Here is an 18224-nt window from a genome sequence, read left to right as displayed (position 1 = left end):
TTGAACGATAGGCCGCGGCGTATGGGTCCCGGCGTTCGCCGGGACGACGGCCGATATTGCAGGATCACCCCGCCAAATTCTTCAGCAACAACTCCAGCGCAGTCTTTGCGAATGCCTGCATATTCGCCGCGCGGTCGCCACTTCCCGTCTCCAGCGTGAACACGGCCTGCGCGGGGCCCGCGACCGCCATGCAGCTATGGCCGGCGGCGTCGCCGTAGCGGTTGCCGGTCGGACCGGTGGCACCGGTTTCCGACAGGCCCCAGTCGGTCGCAAAACGCTGGCGAATCTGGCTTGCCAGCAGTTTGGCGTAGGGTTCGGACGCCGAGCGGATGCCCTTCATCGCGTCATCGGGGATATCCATCAACAGCCGCCGCGCATCGCGGGTGTAGACCACGGCACCGCCGAGAAAATACGCCGACGCGCCCGGCACCGAGAGCAGCGCGGCCGAAATCAGCCCGCCGGTCGAGGATTCCGCAATCGCAATGGTCTGCTTGCGCGCGATCAGTTTCGCCGCGATCTGTTCGGCGACGCCAACAAGGTCTTTCATGGACTTCAGCTCCGTTTCAGGATGCGCTTGAGCAGCGACTTTTTCTCTGCCGGCGGCGTAACCAGCGAGTTGTAGACCACGCGAATGAAGTTGGTCGAGGCGAGGTCGGTCGGCGCCCACTTCTTGTCGAGGTCGGCGAACGGCTTTGCCGCGATGACGTCGGCCTCGCTCTTGCCGTCCTTCACCAGCTTCGCCATCCGGTCGCGGGCGGTGACCAGCATCGCGCGGTACTCGGTCAGCACGGCCTTGTCGGCGATTGGCCCGTGGCCGGGCACGATGCGGCTCTTGGCGTTGGTCAGCTTGAGATAGGTGTCGGCTGCCGCGATCATGCCCTTGATGTTGCCGCCGTTGGCGAAGTCGATGTTGGGATAGCGGCCGTTGGTGAAGGTGTCGCCGGTCGCCAGCACGTTGGCGGTCTTGAACCAGACATAGGTGTCGCCGTCGGTGTGGGCGTTGCGGATGTGCTTGAGGTCGGCGACGCGGCCGGGCACCCGGACCTTTGAAAACACCTCATAGGTGTCGGTCGGCAGCGCGCCGGGAGCGGCCGGCGGCGTCTTGGCCCCGGTCAGGCCGTTGGTGGTGCCGGCAGCCAACCTGCTCTTCACATGGACGTGCGCGACGATGGTGGCGCCGTCCTTGGCGAAGCCTTCGTTCCCGCCGGTGTGGTCGCCGTGATAATGCGTGTTGATCAGGTATTTCACCGGCAGGTTCGAGATCACGGCGATCGCCGCCTTGATCTTGTCGTGCAGCGGCGCGTACTGGCCGTCGACCATGATGATGCCGCTGGTGCCCAGCGCCACGGTGATGTTGCCGCCGGCACCTTCGAGCATATAGACACCGTCGCCGAGGTCGGTGGTCTTGATTTCGACCTTGGAGAAATCGATCGGGGGCGGGGCGGCGGGCGGCGCTGCCGGTTGTGCTGCGGGCGGCGTCGCGGGCTGGGTTGCAGGTGGCGTTTGCTGGGCGAGCGCGCTGCCGGCCAATAGCAAAGTGAGGGTGATCGCTGCGCGCGCTGTCCAAATCATGAAAGTCTCCCGGCTGCCGAATCTCTCTTGGAGCACCAAGTTTTGGCACCCAAACCTTGTACCCATGTGCTCCTAGCACAGGAGGCCCACGTTTGCCGAGTTGCGGTACCCGGGCCAGCCTGCTTGAATGCCTGAAATAACCGTGAAGCATGACTTGCGGAATTGAGCGCGTATACGCAGGCCGCACGAGGAAGCTCAGGAAACATCATGACGTCGCCGATCGCAGGCGGCGTGGATTGCGATCTGCATCCCGCCGTTCCTCATCTCACCACTTTGCTGCCCTATATGAACGATTACTGGCGCGACCAGGTGACGACGCGCGGCATGACCGATCTGGTCTCGCAGTCCTATCCGGTCAATTCGCCGATTAGCGCGCGTCCGGACTGGCGGCCGGCGCAAGGCAAGCCGGGCTCCAGCCTCGCCGACATGCAGAAACAGGCGCTGGATCCGTTTCAGACCAAGTTCGGCATCTGCAACCCGCTGTACGGCGTGCAGATGGTGTTTTCCGAGGACATGCAGGACGCGTTCTGCCGTGCGCTGAACGACTGGCTGGTGAAGGAGTGGCTCGACAAGGACGCGCGGCTGCGCGGCTCGATCGTGATCCCGACCCAGAGCGTCGAAAAATCCGTCGCCGAGATCGAGCGCTGCGCCAAGGACAAGCGCTTCGTCCAGGTCTTGATGCTGGTCATGGGCGACGTGCCGCTGGGAAAGCGCGCGCTGTGGCCGATCTATGCCACGGCCGAGCGGCTTGGGCTGCCGATCGGCATCCATGCCGGCAGCGCCTATCACAACCCGCCGACCTCGGTCGGCTGGGGTTCCTATCACATCGAGGATTATGTCGCCCAGGCGCAGGCGTTCCAGACCCAGCTCACCAGCCTGATCGTCGAGGGTGTATTCGCAAAGCATCCGAACCTGAAGATGGTGATGCTGGAATCTGGCTTCACCTGGCTGCCGGCGTTTCTATGGCGGCTGCACAAGTTCTGGCGCGGGGTGCGGATGGAAACCCCCTGGGTCGACCGCGCGCCAGCCGAAATTGTGCGTAGCAACATCCGATTCTCGCTGCAGCCGATCGATGCGCCGCCGGATCCCGCGACCCTGAACCGCTTGTTTGACCATATGCAGTCGGACGAATTGCTTCTATTCTCGACCGACTATCCGCACTGGCAGTTCGAAGGTGATTCTGTGCTGCCTGACGGGATCTCGCCCGATCTCGTGCGCAAGATCATGATCGACAATCCGCTCGCGACCTACGGTCGGCTCAAGCAGCCAGTACGGGCATGATCCCGAAAAGTGGAATCCGGTTTTCGGGAGAGATCATGCCCCAAGATGATAAGGAGACGACGCCATGAACGTCCAGTTTCGTCCCGAGCCATCCGCGTCCGTCAGCGTCAAGACCGCGATCGCCGATTGCGACATCCATCCGGCGCGCGCGACCGCGACCGAGCTGTACCCGTTCCTCGCCAAGCGTTGGCACTCGCATCTCGAAACCTACGGCAAGCAGGCCTATCAGGGCATGATGGAAGGCCCGCCCTATCCGAAGGCGCAGCCCAACGCCTCGCGCCGCGATGCTTATCCTCCGGAAGGCGGCCCGCAGGGCTCGTCGCTGTCGTTCATGCAGAAGCAGTTGCTCGATCCGCACAACGTGGCGCTGGGCGTACTCAATCCGCTCGCCACCGGGCAGGGCCTGCGCAACCACGACCTCAGCGCCGCGCTGGCGACCGCGGTCAACGACTGGCAGATCGACAAGTGGACGAGCAAAGACTCCCGCCTCAAGGGGTCGATCGTCGTCGGCAACGAGGACGGCCCGACCGCGGCCGCCGAAATCCGCAAGCGCGCCGGCGATCCGAATTTCGTCCAGGTGCTGCTCCTGAGCCGCAACGTCGAGCCGCTCGGCCAGCGCCGCTACTGGCCGATCTACGAAGCGGCGCAGGAGATCGGGCTGCCGGTCGGCGTCCACGCGTTCGGCTTCGGCGGCAATCCGATCACGGCGTCGGGCTGGCCGAGTTTTTACATCGAGGAAATGGTCGGCCACTCGCAGTGCCAGCAGACCGCATTGGCGAGCCTGGTGCTGGAAGGCGTGTTCGAGCGCTTTCCGAAACTGAAGATGGTGATGATCGAGGCCGGCTTTGGCTGGGCGCCGTCGCTGACCTGGCGGCTCGACAAGAATTTCGAGCGTTTGCACTCCGAGGTGCCGCACCTGAAGCGCAAGCCGTCGGAATATATCCGCGACCACATCTGGTGGACTACGCAGCCGATGGAAGACCCGGAGCGGCGCGAGCATCTGTTTGAGATGATCGAGTGGATCGGATGGGAGAAGCTCTTGTTCGCCACCGACTACCCGCATTGGGATTTCGACGAGCCGTCGCGCGTGCTGCCGGCCGGCGTCAGCGACGCCAACAAGCAGGCGTTCTATCTCGACAACGCGAAGAAGCTGTACGGGATTGCCTAGCATGATCCGAAAAAGTGGGTGCCGGTTTTTCGAATCAGATCATGCGGACTTAAAATGACTCGTCACGTCATTGCCCCGGTGGATGAACTTCCGCCGGGGACGCGAAAATTCCTCACCATCGACGAGCGGCCGATCGCGATCTTCAACATCAAGGGCGAGTTCTTCGGCCTGTTGAACCGCTGCCCGCACCAGGGCGCGGCGCTGTGCGAGGGCCCGCTGATCGGGCTGGCGCAATCCTCCGATCCCGGCGAGATCGAATACACCAGGCTCGGCGAGATCATCCGCTGCCCCTGGCACGGCTGGGAGTTCGATATCCGCACCGGCCAATCCTACTGCGACCCCAAACGCTTTCGCGCCCGTGCCTATCCGGTCAATGTCGAGCCGGGATCGAGCGTCGTGAAGGGGCCGTACATCGCTGAGACGCTCGCCGTGTCGGTCGAGAGCGACTACGTGGTGGTGGATCTGTAGCGAACTTCGAAAATCCGGAATCACTGCCGCCGCTCGCCGAGGATCAATGACATCAAGCATTTCAGTTTTTGACGGCCACAACGATGTGCTGCTGCGCCTGTACAAGTCGGCTTCCGGCGACGTGGTGTCCGATTTCCTTGATGGCGAAGAGGCCGGCCATATCGATTTGAAGAAGGCCAAGGCCGGCTCGCTGGTCGGCGGCTTCTTCGCGATGTTCTGCCCGTCGCCCGGCAACTTTGCAGCGTTGGGCAAGCAAATGTCCGGTGGACAATACGCGTTGCCGCTGCCGCCGCCGCTCAGCATCGACGAGGCGCGAAAATCCCTCTCCGGAGAACTCGCGATCCTGCTGAGGATCGTGCGTGCGTCGCAAGGCGCGGTCGCGATCTGCAGGACGACGGCCGAGATCAAGGCGGCAATCGAACGCGGGACTCTCGCGGTGGTGCTTCACCTCGAGGGATGCGAGGCCATCGACGACGATCTGAATTTTCTCGAAATACTGTATGCGGCGGGTTTGCGTTCGCTGGGCCCGGTCTGGAGCCGCAACAACATTTTCGGCCATGGCGTTCCGTTCGCGTTTCCCGGCGGACCCGATACCGGCGATGGCCTGACGGCGTCAGGCGAAAGGCTGGTCGGCGCCTGCAACGAGATGAAGATTCTCGTCGATCTCTCGCACATCACCGAGAAGGGCTTTTGGGATGTCGCGCGCGTCTCGAAGGCGCCGCTGGTGGCGACCCATTCCAATGCGCATGCGCTGTGTGCTTCGCCGCGAAATCTGACGGACCGGCAACTGGCAGCGATCCGCGATACCCAGGGCATGGTCGGCCTCAACTTCGCCACCGGCTTTCTTCGTCCCGACGGCAGCATGCAGCGCGATACCGAAATCGAGCTGATGGTGCGTCACCTCGACCATCTCATCGAAAAGCTCGGCGAGGATCACGTCGGGTTCGGATCGGATTTCGATGGCGCCATGATCCCGGAAAAGATCGGCTCGGCGGCCGGATTGCCGGTGCTAATCGACGCTCTGCGAAAAAATGGTTACTCAGAGCCATTATTGCAGAAGCTGGGCACGGCCAATTGGCTCGCTGTGCTCGCTCGGACCATTGGTTGAGGTCCGGCGTGGAATGACGGTGCTGGGCCGGCAGCACAGTAAGTCGCCAGCAACTCGTCGAGCAAAAAAGCCCGGCTCAAGGCCGGGCTTTTCGTTCATTGATGCTTGTCCTGGCCGTGGCCTCCACCACCGCCCGGTCCGCCGCCACCGCGCGGTGCGGCGTTGATGTGCGGCGCGCCGCCGCCGCCCTGCGGCATCGCGGGCGCTGCCGCGCGCGGGGCGGCCGGGGCCGGCATCTGCGCGCGTGCGTTCATCGGCGGGCCACCGCCGCCGCGCGCCGCATTAGGCTGTGCCATGTGGGGTGTGGCACGCTCGATCCGCGGCGCAGCCGCGCGCGGTTCATCATGACCGCGGGCCATGATCGGCGGCGTCTGCGTGCGGACGCGGGCCATCGGCTGCTCGCGCACGGCTGCTCTTGTGCTTTCACGCGTCACCCGCGCGTTTTCGCGCGTCATGCGAGCTTGCACCGCGCGTTCCTGCCCTTCGCGCGCGCTACGCGTAGCAATGTCTTTCTCCCGCGTCACGCGCTCCGTCACACCGACACGCGCCTTTGCCTCGGGGAGCGTAGCGTCGCGCGCTGCGGCCGCCCGGCCGATCCGGGCCGCCGAGCGGTCGATGGTCAATCGCGTCGCGAAGCGCTCATGCGATTGCCAGTAGCCGCTCCAGTAGGCACGACGATGATACCAGGGACGCCCCGCATAGTAGCTCGACCAGTACGAGGTCAGCACGAACGGCACAACGGGCGCATCGATCTCGTCGACATAGTCGGGCAGATAGACATAGCGGTTGCGGTAGAGATATTCGAGATATTGCGACGACACCCAGCCACGATCATCCGACCAGCTCACATCGCACCAGGCGGTGCCTCTGAGGCACCCATGGATGTTGACCCGGGCGCCGCCGGGAATGCGGTCGACCGTCGGAAAGCCTTCACCGGGCCCTGCCCTCAGGCTGACTGTGGTGGTGACGATGCCCTGCGCCGCCAGTGCGGCGGTCGGCATCAGCAGCACGGCCGCTGCGATAAACAATCCTCTCAGTTTCATGGCAAATTCCTCCTCTTGAGTTGGAACGCCGTGGCGAAACAAGCGTTCCCTGAGGAGTGGTCGCGTTAGTCGAAAGATGCAGGCGTCTCGCAGGCGCGAGACGCGCCGCTGTTGTTTGTCGTTCGGGGAGGTGTCAACCCCCGTTGATTCTGGGAACCCGGTCCGGGACGCTTTCGACGTCCCTCGGCTAGCCTGCATTCAGCACGATGTTGAACACCACCAATTTCGAGTCTGGCTCCATCTCCGAGGCTGGCTGCAATAGCTTGGCGACAAGCAGATCCTTTTGCTCCAATGCGGTCTGAAAAAAGCGGTCTGGTTCGAGGTAAGGGTCACCTTCAAAATACATCTGGGTCACAAGTCTGTCCTGCCGCCCCGAAACCTGGAAGTGAATGTGTGCTGGTCGCATTCTGTTGGGCCCCGCAGGATATGCGGCGGGCTTGATCGTCTTGAAGCGATACCGGCCATCGTTGTCGGTCGTCAGAAGGGCCGACCCTTCAAAGTTCGGATCGAGAGGCGCGGGATTGTGATCGCTTGGATGGGTATAGCGTCCATGCGTGTTGGCCTGCCATATTTCAACCTTCGCGTGGCGAACGGGCTCTCCCTTCAGATCGAGCACTCGCCCCGTAACATTGAGGACGAGGCCCGCCGCGCGGCCCGGCCGGCCGGGCACCTTTGTCAGATCGGCATTCCGACCCAGCGCTTTCAGCGGGAAAAACGGACCCAGTATCTGCTCTGGCGTGCGCTGCCCGGCCGTTTGCGCAATTGCAAGCCTGGTTGAGGCAGCGCTCGCGAGGCCGAGCACCGCGGACATCCTCAAGATTTCACGGCGGCTGAGATCGTCTATCGAATAAGTCGCCATCGTTGCCACTCCTCAAAATACGATCGCTTGGCTCCATGGTCGTGCCGTACCTGGATTTGAACCAGGCGGGTCGAACCGTCAAAAGAATATCCCGGGATTTGGCCGACCACCACCGACGGAGAACCGACGAAGCGCCCCTCACACTGCGACAAAGTCACCGGACGCAGCTGGTTCGGGCGAGCCGGAATCGGCCGGGGCCACCATTTGACCCACCTTCACGCTCAGGCGTTCGAGCGCCCTGGAATTCTGCAGCTCGACGAACTTGATGGCGATGCCGTTGGGCAGCAGCCGGACCACGCGGCCGATGCACGCGCCGACCGCGAGCGGCATGCCGACCGGCGGCTGCACCGGTGACGACACCGCGACACCGGAGGCCTCCGGTGACGACACCGCGACACCGGAGGCCGAAACATCGATGATGAAGCAGGGATGGACCGACCCGTCCGCCAGGGTCAGCGTCGAATGCTGGTTGGGCGGCACGAAGCGCGCGTGCTTCCTGACGCACTTGATGGCCGAATCCTTTTGCTTCTTCTCCAGCCAGACCAGCATGTCCGAGAGTTTTTCGCGTCGGGCTCTGCTCATCTCCAGCTCGAGCAGGAAACTGCGCTCCATCGTGTCGCTGATGCGGCCCTCGAATTTTCCGAAGTCGCGGAAATAGGAAGTCAGGCGGTCGCCGACCTTGCCGACGACAGGGACGTCGACGATCATCCGGAATGGCGATACGCGCGTGGTGCGGCAGGCAAAGGTGCGAAGCCTGCCTTGCGGGTCATACCAGTTGGGCAGCGTATAGCTGCCGTCAACGGTGACGTTGACCGCACGCTGGTTGAGAAAATCCTGAACGGGCACGGAAGATCCTGGAGCGCGGGGAACGATTGAGCGGCCGCTGATCTCTGTCAGCTTGGTGGCAGCTCCTCGGTCATTCGCGACCTCGGGTGCACGGGAGTGGAGAGCCGCAACACACCTCCTGCTCAGGGGATGAAGCGCCTCGGCCGTAGATATACGGGACATTCCTGAAGGGGAGGTAAACCGGTACTCGCACAAGCGCATTCTTGCTCAAGTACAATCGCTCAAAAGTATCCTTGTGATTGCGGTGTAACGAACAAGAAATCTAAAGGCGCGATATTCCGCGAGTGCTGGCCGGAAGGTGTGTTCGCGGGTTGTCCCGTAACTCAAGAAGGCGATGATCGAGGCCTTCGCGATTCTCGCCGTCGCCGCCTCCGCTGATCATTCCGGCCATTTGAAGGGTTGAAGTCGTGACAGATGCCATTGCAACGGCCCCTCCTTCAGCGCCAAAGGTGACCCCGTTCCTGCTGGCCGGGCTGGTCGCGCTGAGCGAGTTTGCGGTCACGGCCTATATCCCGGCGATCACGATCATCGCCGATGGCCTGGGCGTCCGGACCGAGATCGTTCAGACCACCGTTTCATTGGGGCTGGTAACGGGCGCGCTGGCCGGGCTGGTCGTTGGCGCCATCGCCGACTCGATGGGACGCCGTCAACTGCTTTTCCCGGCGCTGGGGCTCTACATCGTGGGCAGCATCTTCGCTGCCGCGGCGCCCTCGATCGCCTGGTTGTTCATCGGTCGGGTATGTCAGGCCGTCGGGGCCTGCGCGGGAATCATATTGAGTCGCGCCATCGCCCGCGATCTCCATTCCGGTTCGCAGCTCACGCGATTGTTGAGTGCCGTAACACTGGTGTTTTCGCTGGCCCCGGCAGTTGCGCCGCTGTTCGGAGGGCTGCTGGCCGCGTGGCTTGGATGGCGCGCGATCTTCGCATTCGCCGCCAGTTACGGCTGCGTCGTATTCGCCGGCATGCTGCTTCTGCCGGAAACGAAAACGACGCCGGCAGCGCCGATCAACGTCAAGGCTATCTTCGCGACCTATAAAAATATCCTGACTTCACGGAGTTTCATTGTCCCGAACCTGGTGGCGGCAGCCCTGATCGCATCGATGTTTGCATTTTTGGTGAGTGTCGCTCCGATCTTCGTGAAAGGGCTTCAATTGAGCCCGGCTTTGGTCGGATGTTTTCCGGCCGTGGCCGTGTGCGGCACGATATTGGGCGCCTCGCTGGCGAGGTGGACCGCAACGCGCGTTCAGCCGGCGACGATCGTGCGTGTTGGTTCGCTGATTGCGCTGGCGAGTTCGATCGCGATGGCATGGATTCCGGTCTCGGCTCCCTATCTGCTGGGAACCATCACGTTCTTTTGCCTGGGGTGTGGCCTTGCCTTGCCGGTTACGGTCGCGATGGCGATGACGGATTTTGGCGACAGAGCGGGCGCGGCATCGGCATTGCTGGGCGCCATCCAGTCCATCGGCGGCACGATCGGCGCGTCGATGGTCGCATTGATCGGCGGTTCAATCTATTCGGCGATGCCGGCGGCGATGATTGCCGGCAGTGTCGTCGCGTTGACGTTCAGCCTGTCGCTAAGGTTGGTGGCGACCGCGCAGAAATACGCGCGCGAGCCCGCGTAGGGTCGGTGGCTGGTGTCATCGAACAACCGGTCCAATGTCCGTTACTGGCGTGCCGGCTCAACCGGTCGACGCAACACAGGCGTTAAATCTCTCTGCTGGGGTTTCAAATTGCAAGGTCTCACGTGGCCGTTCGTTTAGTTGACGAGCCACTTTGTTCAGATGGGCTTGCGAATGCACCGACAAGTCGGTGCCCTGAGGGAAGTACTGTCTCAACAGGCCATTGGTGTTCTCGTTCGACCCGCGCTGCCACGGGCTTTGCGGATCGCAAAAATAGACGTCGATGTTGGTCGCCAACGTAAATCGACGATGAGCCGTCAGTTCCTTGCCCCGGTCCCAGGTCAAGGACTTATACAGCTCCTTTGGTAGCTTCTTCGCCTGCTTGATGAGTGCGGTGACTACCGTCCGGGTGTCCTTGCCTGCCACCTTGGCCAACATCACGTAACGCGTTTGACGCTCGACCAAGGTCGCGATGTAGGTGTTGTTCGGCCCGGACAGCAGATCGCCCTCCCAATGGCCAGGCACCGCCCTATCTTCAACCGCAGCCGGTCGCTGACGGATTGAGACGGCATCCTTCATATGCCCCCGTCTATCGCCATTCGGATCAACCGGCCTGGAGCGACGCATCGAGCGCTTCGATCGGAGATGGCAAAGCAGCTCTTTCTTGAGCACGCCGCGCGCTTGGACAAACAGGCTGCGATAGATGGTCTCGTGTGACACCTGATTATACTCGTCTTCAGGATGCGTTCTCTTCAGCCAACCGGCTATCTGCTCGGGTGACCAATCCAATCTGAGCTTCCCTGCCACGGCCTGCCGAAGCCGCGAATTGATCGCCAATTTACAACATTTTGGACGACGCGATCGTGCCCAGGCATTCTCGTCCGCAACTGTCGCCCGGTAGCGATCACAGCCGCCATTGCGGCTCATTTCCCGGCTCACCGTCGAGGGTGAGCGGCCAAGCAGTTTGGCGATAGACCGGGCCGATCGACGTGCGCTAACACCTCTGGAAATCACCTCGCGTTCCGCATGCGTCAATGCCAACCTGGAGCGACGCCGCTCCGCAGGACGAAACCCTCCATGCGGGGCAACCAGAAAATAGATCGACGATGACTGCTTACCAAAAGCTCGCCCTATCGCCTTCAATGACTCCCCGCGCTTCCAGCGATCCCATAACTCCGTTTTCTCTGCCGCAGTAAAACCTCTATGAAATCTTCGTTCCATCCCACACTCCATCTTTTCCCTCTAAGATAAAGTGTTGCGTCGACCGGTTGAGACCACCGCGACAAAGCAGACACTGGCATGGTATGTCAGGGCGAATGTTTTTGACCCAAGGCGGACTTTGGCCGATCGAGCATCAGTGATGAGCCGTAAGCTCAAACCCTCGAGTTGGGCTCGGTGATGCAGCGCAGAGGATAGCCATTGCTCCGGCCAACTCGGCTACCTGCGCAATGATGTCTGACGCCTGTTCTGACGTATAGACTCCGCATTCGCCGCGTCCGTCACGGTGGACGATGAGCATCAGCTTGATTGCCTCGTCGCGTGTCTTCCCAAAGACGCCCTCAAGCACATCAACAACGAATTCCATTGTCGTCTCGTCGTCGTTCAATAACAGCACTTTGACCGTTGCCGACCTGTCGGTGTCACCCATCGCTCCCTGCTCCGAATGCCATTTTCCAAACATTGGGATCAAGCTTCCGGACCGCAAGTCCGCTTTCGCACAAAACGGAGCGGTGGCGCGACGTCGGTTTTGAAATACCGGCAAGCATGGGCTTGTGAGCTGACGAATTCGATTGAACCAAACAGCGGTTTCCAGACACTGCTTCGGAGGAAAACGTTGGGAACCATCATGATCAGAACATTTTTGAAAACCGGCGTGCTCGCAGCCATCATCGCCATGGGCGTGGTGGCCGCGGCCGAAGCGCGGCCCGGGGTGATCAGCGCCGAAACCTATGCGTGCACGAGCTGGGCTGCGGCGCATGAATACACCTTGCAGTCGCTGCGGCCGACAGGCGGGCAGATGAACAAGAATTGCCCGATCCGAATATCGAAGGGCGCATCGGTCGATGTCACCAACGAAGACGACGACGGCTATACCGTGGTGACGTATCGCGGCAAGACATGGTGGGTCGATAACGAGCGCGTGAAGTAAGCCGGACCCGGTTCCCATGGTGCGCAAGGCGGTCCGCTCGCCGTTGAGAACCCTAGCCTTCCGGGTCGCCAGACCGTATAATTTCAGGCGAAATTGGCGGTAGCGCGGATGTCGATTCTCTCACCTAAATTGGCTCTCGGATTGGTGCTGGCGGCGCTTTGTTTCGGCGGGCGGGCGGCCCATGCCCAGTCGGCACCGGTGACGTACTGGATCCCCGGCGGCCCGTTCGGCTTCGGCGGCGGTCTGGACGACGGCCAAGGCGTGAATGCTTACGGTAATTTTCCGAGCTTTGACGGCAGAGGCGGTGGCTCGTTGGCCGCGCGCTACAATCTTCCAAGCGGCTGGTTCGTCGGCGGCGACAGCGGCCGCGTCGGTTTGGGTGTGAACAGCTTCAGCCAGATCGGCGGGCTCGGCAATTTTGGTGCGCTCGATTATCAGGGCGTGCAGTTCGGCTACAAATTCCAGAATGCGTCTTCCGGACCGCTCACGCTGTTCGGCGGTCTCGACACCCTGAAATACAATAACGGCGTCGGCGGCGGTCCGTTTTCGTCCTTCGACAATCAGAACAACCAGTCGGGGTACCGGATGCATGGCGGTGTCGAATTCCAGCCGGCGCCGAACGTCAGCCTGTCGCTCGGGATGAGCTATACGCAACAGCCGGTCAATCCTGCGAACGATATCAAGTCGCTCACAACCTCGCCGTTTGCCGGTCGCTGACCGGCGCTTCGTCCGGGAATGTTTTGGAATGCTGCCGGACTAAAAATGTCTGGCGGCTAAAAGCCCCAACAGGACAGTGCCTGAGACGGTAGACACCACCATCATATTGATCAGATTTTGCCTGGCCATCGAGATCGTTGATGCAGCCTGGGCAAGCGGCGGGCCCGTCCTTGATTTTTTGGGCTTCGCCTTTTTTGGCGTTGTCTTCGCCGACATTGCATTCCCCGGAGATGGCGGGTCAGGCCGCCTGGCGGCCTGACCCTGACGCTTTCCCTGTCGAGATTTGTTCTCGATCTACAGCCACCATGACACGCGCTCGGACGGGAAAGCTTAAGGGGGCTGGTAAACCAAAGCTGACCGGCGCTGATGGTTTATGAATTCGCGAGATCTGGCCTTGATCCGCCATCAGGGGAACCTGAGAAAGCCGTCGACTTCCGATCGCAACAGGAACAGGGTCGTCTGCAGCGGCCAGGATGCGCGCAGTCCCCGTGTTGACGCGAAAGAGTGGATGGAAGTGTTTTGACGACCTCACGTGATCGGTAAAGAAAGTCAGCACGCAGGCCAGATCGCTGGTGGCATGGGTGCGCCCTGGTGGCAGAGTTGTGCGATCTATCAGATCTACCCGCGCTCGTTTCAGGACACCGACGACGACGGCATCGGCGACCTCAAGGGAATAGCGCGGCGGCTCGATTATCTTGCCGGCCTTGGCGTCGGCGCGATCTGGATCTCTCCGATTTACCCGTCGCCGATGATTGATTTCGGCTATGACGTTGCCGACTATTGCGACGTCGATCCACGCTTCGGCACGCTGGCTGACTTCGACGATCTGCTCGAGCAAGCCCATCGGCGCGGGCTCAAGGTTCTGCTCGACTTCGTGCCCAACCATAGCTCCGACCAGCATCCATGGTTCGTCGAGAGCCGCGCCTCGCGAGAAAATCAGAAGCGAGACTGGTACATCTGGCGCGACGCTGCGGCCGACGGCGGACCGCCCAATAACTGGATCAGCGATTTCGGTGGTTCAGCCTGGCAATGGGACGAGGCCACCGGACAGTATTATTATCACGCCTTCCTGAAGGAGCAGCCGGACCTCAACTGGCGTCATCCAGGCGTGCAGGCGGCGATGTACGACGTGATGCGATTCTGGTTCGACCGCGGCGTCGATGGCTTTCGCATCGACGTGCTGTGGCACATGCTGAAGGCCGCGGATTTTCCGGACAATCCACCCAACCCGGCCTATCGGCCCGGGATGGGTGAAATGCACCGCCTGCTTCAACTGCATTCAACAGACCAGCCCGAGGTGCATCTGATCGCAGCCGAGATGCGCGACATCGCTGACGGCTATGGCGCCGGGGGACAGGGTGAGCGGGTTCTGATCGGCGAGATCTACCTGCCGGTCGACCGGCTGATGCACTATTACGGCGGTGAACGCCGCGGGGTGCACCTGCCTTTCAATTTCCAGCTGGTCGATACGCCATGGCGGGCGCGCGCCGTGGCTGCTGTTATCACCGGCTATGAGGCAGCGCTGCCGCCTGGTGGTTGGCCCAACTGGGTGCTCGGCAACCATGATAGGCCGCGCGTTGCGGCCAGGCGCGGGCAGGCCCAGGCGCGCGTCGCGGCGGTGTTGTTGCTGACGCTCCGCGGCACGCCAACGCTTTATTATGGTGACGAACTGGGTCTGAACGATGTCGCGATCGAGCCGTCGCAGGTGCGCGATCCGCGCGAGTTGCGTGAGCCTGGCCTGGCCCTGGGCCGCGACCCCGTGCGCACGCCGATGCCGTGGGATGACAGCGAGAATGCCGGCTTCAGCACGGCCAAGCCGTGGCTGCCGCTCCATGCCGACTGGCCGACGCGCAATGTGATGCGGATGACGCAACAACCTCACTCGATCCTGACGCTTTATCGCCGGTTGCTTGCGCTCAGGCGCGATTGCCCGGCACTGTCGATCGGTGATTTCGTGCTGTTGAACGTGGAAGACGAGATACTGGTTTACGCGCGCCGGCACGGCGCGGAGCGAATGATTGTGGCGCTCAATTTCGGGGGGCAACAGCACCGGCTTGAGCTGCCGGACTGGGCGCGCGGGAGCCAGCTGCTGCTGTCCTCAGTCGAGGATACAGCACCGGTGGAAGCCGGCGTCCTGCTGTTACGGTCGAATGAAGCTGTCGTGCTCGAGGCCCGATAGCACCAGGCAGAGGAGGAACGATACCTTGCGCATCGCCATGCTGGCGCCGATCTCCTGGCGGACACCGCCGCGCCATTACGGCCCCTGGGAGCAGGTGACGAGTCTCCTGACCGAGGAGCTGGTGGCCCGCGGCGTCGATGTCACCTTGTTCGCCACCAAGGACAGCCTGACGAACGCGAGGCTCGATGCCGTCTGTCCGGCGCCCTATTCCGAAGATCCCACGATCGATGCAAAAGTGTGGGAGATGCTTCACGTCGCGCATGTCTTCGAGCAGGCCGGTCAGTTCGACCTTATTCACAATCAAGCCGATTTCGTACCGCTCGCGTTCTCGCGTCTGGTCGAAACCCCTGTCGTGACGACGATCCACGGTTTCTCGTCGATGCGCATTCTGCCCGCCTACAAGGAATACGAAGCGCGTGTCCACTATGTCGCGATCAGCGATGCCGATCGCCATGCGGACCTGCGCTATGCCGCAACGATCCACCATGGCATCCCGCTTCAGGATTTCCCGTTCGACCCGCTCGGCGGCGAAGATCTGCTGTTCTTCGGCCGCATTCACCCGGACAAGGGAGCCGCCGAAGCGATCGCGGCGGCCCATCGAACCGGGCGGAAATTGACCATTGCCGGTATTGTCCAGGACCGGGATTATTATGACCAGCATGTTGCGCCCGTACTCGACGGCGGATCGGTGACCTATCTTGGCCCGGTTGGCGGAACGATGCGCGCGAAGACGCTGGGCTCCGCACGCGCGCTGCTTCACCTCATCAATTTCGACGAGCCGTTCGGCCTGTCGGTGGTGGAAGCGCTCGCCTGCGGAACGCCCGTCATCGCCTGCAACCGGGGATCGATGCCCGAGCTGATCGAGCATGGCGTGACCGGATTTCTGGTCGACAGCCCAGATGCGGCGGTAGAAGCGATTGGGCGCATCGACGAGATCGATCGCGCGGCTTGCCGTGCCGCGGTATCCGCGCGGTTCACGGTGGACCTGATGGCCGATCGATATTTGGCCTTGTACCGATCGATCCTTGGCTGAGATGTTTGTGAAGAGGCGACGGCCGAAAATCGGTTCGATGCTACGAGATAGCCATGATCTCGAGTTCCTGACCCGGTGCACCGACGACATCCCCGACGGCTTTGCCCATCAGCGACCTTGCCACGGGGGATACGAAGGAAATCGAGCCAGCCTTGGGGTCGGCTTCGTCCTCTCCGACGATATGATAGGTCTGCACGCGCCCGTCGGCGCGCCTGAACGTCACCGTGCTGCCAAACGCTACCGTGTCGTGTGATGCAGGACTGGCGATGACCTGCGCCGTCCGAACCCGCGCCGCAAAGTAGCGCGCATCACGCAACGGCGCTGCGGCCTGCCGCCGTCGTTCGTTGACGTCTTCGATCTTCTGTGCCGTCTCGTAGGCCTCGCGCGCCTGGTCGAGTGCGGATTGCAGCGCCTTCAGTCCGGCCTCCGTCACGTGGTTCGGATGCGGCGAAACCGGGCGGTCGGGCAGCAGCGTTTCTGATGCCGTCTCGGCACTGTCTTCCTTGGTGAAGGCAACGCTCACGATCGAACTCCTTCGGGCGACACCTGTAAAATGGTCGGCCGTTGAAAACGTTCCTTAGCGCCACCCGAGCGCCGGCGCCACGTGTGTCAGGATCGACTCAATGACATGGGTATTATAGTCGACCCCGAGCTGGTTCGGGACGGTCAATAGCAGGGTGTCGGCCTCGGCGATGGCCTCGTCCTTCCTGAGTTGCTCGATCAGGACGTCCGGCTCGGCCGAATAGCCGCGCCCGAAGATCGCCTGGGTTTCCGGGGAAATAAAGCCGATCTGGTCATCCTCCTGGCCACCGTGGCCAAAGTAGCTCCGATCGCGATCGTTCATGATGGCGATGATGCTGCGGCTGACGGACACCCGCGGCTCGCGGGTATGGCCGGCCTCTTTCCAGGCCGCGCGATACGCCTTGATCTGGGCCGCCTGCTGGATGTGGAAAGCCTCGTTGGTTTCGTTGTTCTTGAGCGTCGAGCTCTGCAGGTTCATGCCGAGCTTCGCCGCCCATATGGCGGTGGCGTTCGAGCCGGCGCCCCACCAGATACGGTCGCGCAAGCCCTGGGAATGCGGCTCGAGCCGCAGCAGGCCCGGCGGGTTCGGAAACATCGGGCGCGGATTCGGTTGCGCAAAACCCTGGCCGCGCAGCAGGTCGAGGAAGACCTCGGTATGGCGCCGGCCCATATCGGCATCGCTCTCGCCCTCGGCCGGTTGATAGCCGAAATAGCGCCAGCCATCGATGACCTGCTCGGGCGATCCCCGGCTGACGCCGAGTTGCAGGCGCCCCTGTGAGATCAGGTCGGCTGAGCCTGCGTCTTCGGCCATGTAGAGCGGGTTCTCATAGCGCATGTCGATGACAGCCGTGCCGATCTCGATCCGGCTGGTTTTGGCGCCGACGGCGGCCAGCAGCGGGAACGGCGAGGCAAGCTGGCGCGCAAAGTGATGCACGCGAAAATAGGCGCCATCGGCGCCCAATTGCTCGGCCGCGACCGCAAGCTCGATGGATTGCAGCAGCGTGTCGCCGGCGGTGCGGGTCTGCGATTGCGAGGAGGGCGTCCAGTGCCCGAACGACAAAAATCCGATGTTTTTCATGCGGCCTATTTAGGGAGTTCCGGCCGGAATTGCGAGAGCCGCGACAGTTGAGTCGCCGCGCCTGCAAGAGCAAAGTGAAGGCAACGGCTGCGACAAAGTAACCCGACGGGCAAATCACCAAAAGTCTGTCCAGCCCTTCGGATAAAAATATTTCCGTTGAGCCGTCGGGCAAATCAGATCTAGGACTCCCGCCATCCTGTCCCGCCAGAGGGGCGTGGGCCATCGTCGCAAACGAGGGACAGGGAGCGGTGGACGTAAGGTCGCGACTGACGAGCGCGGCACTTGCGTACGGTGAAATCGTTTGGGTCGGACGCCCCGATGCAGGCGTCAAGTTCGAAGGCAGCCAACGCTGCCCCAGAGCGATGGTGTCACGAAACGCAGGGTCACCAGGACGATCTCGTATAAGCCGTAAAGCCATTGCGCAGGGAAGGCCGGAGGCTTCCGCCAAACCTGTATGCTCATGTGCAGCATCTTGTTGCAACTATCGCACATGAGACCGCGGGTGCGGCGCGCACCCGGTCTTCCCTGTGCCCTCTGATTTCGGGGGCAAGGTTGATTGCAAAACTTCGGGCAGATGATGCC

At 62.0% G+C, this 18224-nt stretch carries 18 protein-coding genes; 9 read left to right on the top strand and 9 right to left on the bottom strand.

Annotation, left to right across the window (positions count from 1 at the left end; translation table 11 throughout):
* Positions 1 to 64: 64 nt before the first annotated feature.
* Both BLS26_RS14120 and BLS26_RS14115 read right to left on the bottom strand, forming a co-directional pair.
* Positions 65 to 547, bottom strand: coding sequence for a CinA family protein (locus BLS26_RS14120; RefSeq protein WP_092512007.1), 483 nt, complete (start codon positions 545 to 547; stop codon positions 65 to 67).
* Positions 548 to 552: 5 nt separating this feature from the next.
* Complete coding sequence (locus BLS26_RS14115; protein WP_157676444.1) at positions 553 to 1572, bottom strand: MBL fold metallo-hydrolase; 1020 nt, start codon at positions 1570 to 1572, stop codon at positions 553 to 555.
* A gap of 207 nt (positions 1573 to 1779) precedes the next feature.
* Between BLS26_RS14115 and BLS26_RS14110 the strand changes: the two genes are divergently transcribed.
* The 4 genes from BLS26_RS14110 (at position 1780) to BLS26_RS14095 (ending at position 5597) form a co-directional block, all read left to right on the top strand.
* The gene (locus tag BLS26_RS14110; protein WP_092512003.1) at positions 1780 to 2853 is read left to right on the top strand and encodes an amidohydrolase family protein; all 1074 of its coding nucleotides are present in this window, start codon (positions 1780 to 1782) and stop codon (positions 2851 to 2853) included.
* Between the two features lie 64 nt (positions 2854 to 2917).
* Positions 2918 to 4021 (top strand): amidohydrolase family protein, encoded by a 1104-nt coding sequence (locus tag BLS26_RS14105; RefSeq protein WP_092512001.1) that lies wholly within the window; start codon positions 2918 to 2920, stop codon positions 4019 to 4021.
* Between the two features lie 54 nt (positions 4022 to 4075).
* Entirely contained in the window at positions 4076 to 4489 is a 414-nt protein-coding gene (locus BLS26_RS14100) for a Rieske (2Fe-2S) protein (RefSeq protein WP_092511999.1), read from the top strand.
* Positions 4490 to 4535: 46 nt separating this feature from the next.
* A complete protein-coding gene (locus BLS26_RS14095) occupies positions 4536 to 5597 on the top strand; it encodes a dipeptidase (RefSeq protein ID WP_092511998.1) in 1062 nt (353 codons plus the stop codon).
* A 95-nt stretch (positions 5598 to 5692) separates the two neighbouring features.
* Here BLS26_RS14095 and BLS26_RS14090 read toward each other — a convergent pair whose 3' ends face one another.
* The 3 genes from BLS26_RS14090 to BLS26_RS14080 form a co-directional block, all read right to left on the bottom strand.
* Entirely contained in the window at positions 5693 to 6640 is a 948-nt protein-coding gene (locus BLS26_RS14090; protein WP_092511996.1) for an SH3 domain-containing protein, read from the bottom strand.
* Positions 6641 to 6827: 187 nt separating this feature from the next.
* Entirely contained in the window at positions 6828 to 7499 is a 672-nt protein-coding gene (locus BLS26_RS14085) for a protocatechuate 3,4-dioxygenase (RefSeq protein WP_092511994.1), read from the bottom strand.
* Between the two features lie 138 nt (positions 7500 to 7637).
* Positions 7638 to 8345, bottom strand: a complete 708-nt coding sequence (locus BLS26_RS14080; protein ID WP_092511992.1) for a PilZ domain-containing protein — start codon at positions 8343 to 8345, stop codon at positions 7638 to 7640.
* Between the two features lie 407 nt (positions 8346 to 8752).
* Here BLS26_RS14080 and BLS26_RS14075 point away from each other — a divergent pair, with 407 nt between their 5' ends.
* On the top strand, positions 8753 to 9967 hold the full coding sequence (locus BLS26_RS14075; RefSeq protein ID WP_092511990.1) for a Bcr/CflA family efflux MFS transporter: 1215 nt from the start codon (positions 8753 to 8755) through the stop codon (positions 9965 to 9967).
* A gap of 57 nt (positions 9968 to 10024) precedes the next feature.
* Here the strand turns inward: BLS26_RS14075 and BLS26_RS14070 are convergent, their stop codons facing one another.
* Both BLS26_RS14070 and BLS26_RS14065 read right to left on the bottom strand, forming a co-directional pair.
* A complete protein-coding gene (locus tag BLS26_RS14070; protein WP_092511988.1) occupies positions 10025 to 11185 on the bottom strand; it encodes an IS30 family transposase in 1161 nt (386 codons plus the stop codon).
* A 133-nt stretch (positions 11186 to 11318) separates the two neighbouring features.
* Positions 11319 to 11612, bottom strand: coding sequence for an ATP-dependent Clp protease adaptor ClpS (locus BLS26_RS14065; RefSeq protein ID WP_197681337.1), 294 nt, complete (start codon positions 11610 to 11612; stop codon positions 11319 to 11321).
* 198 nt (positions 11613 to 11810) lie between these two features.
* Here BLS26_RS14065 and BLS26_RS14060 point away from each other — a divergent pair, with 198 nt between their 5' ends.
* From BLS26_RS14060 to BLS26_RS14040, 4 genes are all read left to right on the top strand, one after another.
* The gene (locus tag BLS26_RS14060; protein WP_092511986.1) at positions 11811 to 12113 is read left to right on the top strand and encodes a hypothetical protein; all 303 of its coding nucleotides are present in this window, start codon (positions 11811 to 11813) and stop codon (positions 12111 to 12113) included.
* Between the two features lie 108 nt (positions 12114 to 12221).
* The gene (locus BLS26_RS14055; RefSeq protein WP_092511984.1) at positions 12222 to 12830 is read left to right on the top strand and encodes a hypothetical protein; all 609 of its coding nucleotides are present in this window, start codon (positions 12222 to 12224) and stop codon (positions 12828 to 12830) included.
* A 577-nt stretch (positions 12831 to 13407) separates the two neighbouring features.
* Complete coding sequence (locus tag BLS26_RS14045; RefSeq protein WP_092511980.1) at positions 13408 to 15009, top strand: alpha-amylase family glycosyl hydrolase; 1602 nt, start codon at positions 13408 to 13410, stop codon at positions 15007 to 15009.
* A 25-nt stretch (positions 15010 to 15034) separates the two neighbouring features.
* Positions 15035 to 16042: a glycosyltransferase family 4 protein gene (locus BLS26_RS14040; protein WP_092511978.1), complete on the top strand. Its 1008-nt coding sequence runs from the start codon at positions 15035 to 15037 to the stop codon at positions 16040 to 16042.
* Between the two features lie 40 nt (positions 16043 to 16082).
* On the opposite strand, the gene greA is transcribed toward BLS26_RS14040, so the two are convergent.
* Both greA and BLS26_RS14030 read right to left on the bottom strand, forming a co-directional pair.
* Positions 16083 to 16565, bottom strand: coding sequence for a transcription elongation factor GreA (gene greA / locus BLS26_RS14035; protein WP_092511976.1), 483 nt, complete (start codon positions 16563 to 16565; stop codon positions 16083 to 16085).
* A 54-nt stretch (positions 16566 to 16619) separates the two neighbouring features.
* Positions 16620 to 17642: an LLM class flavin-dependent oxidoreductase gene (locus BLS26_RS14030; RefSeq protein ID WP_092511974.1), complete on the bottom strand. Its 1023-nt coding sequence runs from the start codon at positions 17640 to 17642 to the stop codon at positions 16620 to 16622.
* Positions 17643 to 18224: the final 582 nt, after the last annotated feature.

It is taken from the genome of Afipia sp. GAS231, from assembly GCF_900103365.1.
Classification (GTDB): domain Bacteria; phylum Pseudomonadota; class Alphaproteobacteria; order Rhizobiales; family Xanthobacteraceae; genus Bradyrhizobium.
Note: the sequence above shows the minus strand (reverse complement) of the source record. Positions and strands in the feature narration are given on the sequence as shown.

Coding starts and splice junctions, on each gene's coding strand:
- BLS26_RS14090 (WP_092511996.1), bottom strand. CDS start 6,640: ATGAAACTGAGAGGATTGTTTATCGCAGCGGCCGTGCTGCTGATGCCG.
- BLS26_RS14095 (WP_092511998.1), top strand. CDS start 4,536: ATGACATCAAGCATTTCAGTTTTTGACGGCCACAACGATGTGCTGCTG.
- BLS26_RS14055 (WP_092511984.1), top strand. CDS start 12,222: ATGTCGATTCTCTCACCTAAATTGGCTCTCGGATTGGTGCTGGCGGCG.
- BLS26_RS14065 (WP_197681337.1), bottom strand. CDS start 11,612: ATGGGTGACACCGACAGGTCGGCAACGGTCAAAGTGCTGTTATTGAAC.
- BLS26_RS14070 (WP_092511988.1), bottom strand. CDS start 11,185: ATGGAACGAAGATTTCATAGAGGTTTTACTGCGGCAGAGAAAACGGAG.
- BLS26_RS14115 (WP_157676444.1), bottom strand. CDS start 1,572: ATGATTTGGACAGCGCGCGCAGCGATCACCCTCACTTTGCTATTGGCC.
- BLS26_RS14100 (WP_092511999.1), top strand. CDS start 4,076: ATGACTCGTCACGTCATTGCCCCGGTGGATGAACTTCCGCCGGGGACG.
- BLS26_RS14045 (WP_092511980.1), top strand. CDS start 13,408: ATGGGTGCGCCCTGGTGGCAGAGTTGTGCGATCTATCAGATCTACCCG.
- BLS26_RS14105 (WP_092512001.1), top strand. CDS start 2,918: ATGAACGTCCAGTTTCGTCCCGAGCCATCCGCGTCCGTCAGCGTCAAG.
- BLS26_RS14085 (WP_092511994.1), bottom strand. CDS start 7,499: ATGGCGACTTATTCGATAGACGATCTCAGCCGCCGTGAAATCTTGAGG.
- BLS26_RS14110 (WP_092512003.1), top strand. CDS start 1,780: ATGACGTCGCCGATCGCAGGCGGCGTGGATTGCGATCTGCATCCCGCC.
- BLS26_RS14060 (WP_092511986.1), top strand. CDS start 11,811: ATGATCAGAACATTTTTGAAAACCGGCGTGCTCGCAGCCATCATCGCC.
- BLS26_RS14120 (WP_092512007.1), bottom strand. CDS start 547: ATGAAAGACCTTGTTGGCGTCGCCGAACAGATCGCGGCGAAACTGATC.
- BLS26_RS14030 (WP_092511974.1), bottom strand. CDS start 17,642: ATGAAAAACATCGGATTTTTGTCGTTCGGGCACTGGACGCCCTCCTCG.